Origin of the sequence: Mesorhizobium sp. M0854 (assembly GCF_040319815.1) — a bacterium.
GTDB lineage: Bacteria > Pseudomonadota > Alphaproteobacteria > Rhizobiales > Rhizobiaceae > Mesorhizobium.
Map to the genome: position 1 here is coordinate 1 of NZ_JAMYOL010000071.1, position 2498 is coordinate 2498.

Annotated in this window: 1 protein-coding gene and 1 pseudogene; both read left to right on the top strand. The window is 62.9% G+C overall.

Annotated features, from left to right (window positions below; all coding sequences use genetic code 11):
• Positions 1-116: 116 nt before the first annotated feature.
• A pseudogene (gene istA / locus NKH99_RS32520) lies at positions 117-1683 on the top strand (IS21 family transposase).
• Positions 1616-2344 (top strand): IS21-like element helper ATPase IstB, encoded by a 729-nt coding sequence (gene istB / locus NKH99_RS32525; RefSeq protein WP_027038551.1) that lies wholly within the window; start codon positions 1616-1618, stop codon positions 2342-2344. Before istA ends, istB begins: the two are co-directional and overlap by 68 nt.
• The last annotated feature ends 154 nt before the right edge of the window (positions 2345-2498 follow it).

Here is a 2498-nt window from a genome sequence, read left to right on the forward strand (position 1 = left end):
CTGTCAATCGGCGTGCAAAATTGACCCCATAAGCTGGGGAATCGGCGTCCAATTTTGACCCCCTGATGCTTTGATTTGCGACCATCCGCTCGTCGTAGCGAGCGGATGGTGTGGGGATGAAGTCGGTGGATACGATTGGCCGGGTTCGGCGCGCCTTCCATGTGCAGGGATGGTCGCTCAAGCGGATTTGCCGCGAACTGCATGTTTCGCGGAACACCGTCCGCAAGATTCTCAGATCCGATGAGACATCGTTCTCCTACGAACGCGAGCGGCAGCCCAAGCCGAAGATCGGTCCGTGGCAGGATCAGCTTGACGGGTTTTTGAATGGCAACCGTGGCAAGGCGGCGCGCGAGCAACTGACGCTAATCCGGATTTACGAAGAGCTTTGCAGCCTGGGCTACGAGGGAGGCTATGACGCCGTCCGCCGATACGCGAAGAGCTGGGCGAAGGCGCAGGGGTCGGCGATGGCGGACGCCTATGTGCCGCTGTTCTTCGCGCCGGGCGAGGCCTACCAGTTCGACTGGAGCCACGAGATCGTCCTGATCAACGGCGTGACAGTGACCGTGAAGGTCGCCCATGTCCGGCTCTGCCATAGCCGCGTGATGTTCGTCAGGGCCTATCCGCGGGAGACGCAGGAGATGGTGTTCGACGCCCACGACCGGGCCTTCGCCTTCTTCGGTGGCGCCTGCACGCGCGGCATCTACGACAACATGAAGACGGCGGTGGAAACGATCTTTGTTGGCAAGGATCGCCAATACAATCGCCGCTTCCTGCAGATGTGCAGCCATTATCTGGTGCAGCCGGTCGCCTGCACACCGGCCTCGGGCTGGGAGAAGGGTCAGGTCGAGAACCAGGTCGGGCTGGTGCGCGAGCGCTTCTTCACGCCGCGGCTGCGCTTCAAGACCTATGAGGAGCTAAACGCCTGGCTGCATGACAAGTGCGTCGCCTACGCCAAGGCGCATCGTCACGTCGAGCAACCGGAACGAACGATCTGGAACGTGTTCGAGGAGGAGCGTGGCAAGCTGGTTGAATACCGCGGTTCCTTCGACGGGTTCCATACGGTGCCGGCCTCGGTGTCGAAGACCTGCACGGTGCGCTTCGACAACAACAAATACTCGGTCCTGTCGACGGCCGTCGGCCGCCCGGTCGAGATCCATGCCTATGCCGGCAAGATCGTCATTCGCCAGGACGGCGTGGTCGTCGCCGAACATGCCCGCTCCTTCGGGCGCGGGGAGACGATCTACGATCCCTGGCATTATATGCCGGTCCTTGCCCGCAAGCCCGGTGCACTGCGCAACGGTGCGCCCTTCCAGGGCTGGGTTCTGCCCTCGGCGATGGAGCGTATCCGACGCAGATTGAAGGCGGCGCATGACGGCGATCGGCAGATGGTGTCGATCCTGGCCACGGTGTTGACCGACGGCATCGATGCCGTGGAGGCTGCCTGCCAGGAAGCACTCGATCAGAATGTCTGCTCCGCCGCCGTCATCATCAACATCCTGGCGCGGCGGCGCGATCCGGCGCCGGCCGTCACCATTCTCACCCCGGACGCTCTTCGCCTGCAACACGAGCCGCAAGCCGACTGCGCCCGCTACGACAGCCTCAGGAGGGCAAGCTGATGGAACGCACCCAGGTTTTGGAACTGATGGGGACGCTGAAGCTCTACGGGATGCGCGGCGCCTATGACGAGGTCATGGCGACAGGCATCAAGCGCCAGCACGAGCCGCCGAGGATCGTCGGCGATCTGCTGTCGGCCGAGATCGCCGAGAAGCAGGCCCGCTCCATCAAATACCAGCTCACTGTCGCCAAGCTGCCGATCGCCAAGGACATCGATGAGTTCGACTTCGACGGCACGCCGGTCAACGAAGTGCTGGTCCGGGATCTTGCCAACGGCACCTTCGTCGCCGACCAGCGCAACGCCGTGCTCATCGGCGGCACCGGAACCGGCAAGTCGCATCTGGCAATCGCCATTGCCCGCGCCCTGATCCGCAACGGCTCACGTGGCCGCTTCTTCAACGTCGTCGATCTCGTCAACCGGCTCGAGACCGAGCACCGCGGCGGCAAGCAGGGTCGTATCGCCGACTACCTCACCCGGCTCGACTTCGTCGTGCTCGATGAACTCGGCTATCTGCCCTTTGCCCAGGCCGGCGGGCAATTGCTCTTCCACCTGATCAGCAGGCTCTATGAACGGACCTCGATCATCGTCACCACCAACCTGGCGTTCGGCGAATGGCCCGCCGTCTTCGGCGACGCCAAGATGACGACAGCGCTGCTCGACCGTCTCACTCATCATTGCGAGATCATCGAGACCGGAAACGAGTCCTGGCGCTTCAAGAACCGCGCCTGATCACCCCATCAAGCTGCCAAGCGCTATCCGCGCTCGCCCGGGCTGCGCAACCCAAACCAGCTCCGCCCGGGCGAACGCTGACCGCCGCGCATTACATAAGGGGGGGTCAAAATTGGACGCCGATCGGGGGTCAGTTTTGGAAGCCGTTTGACAC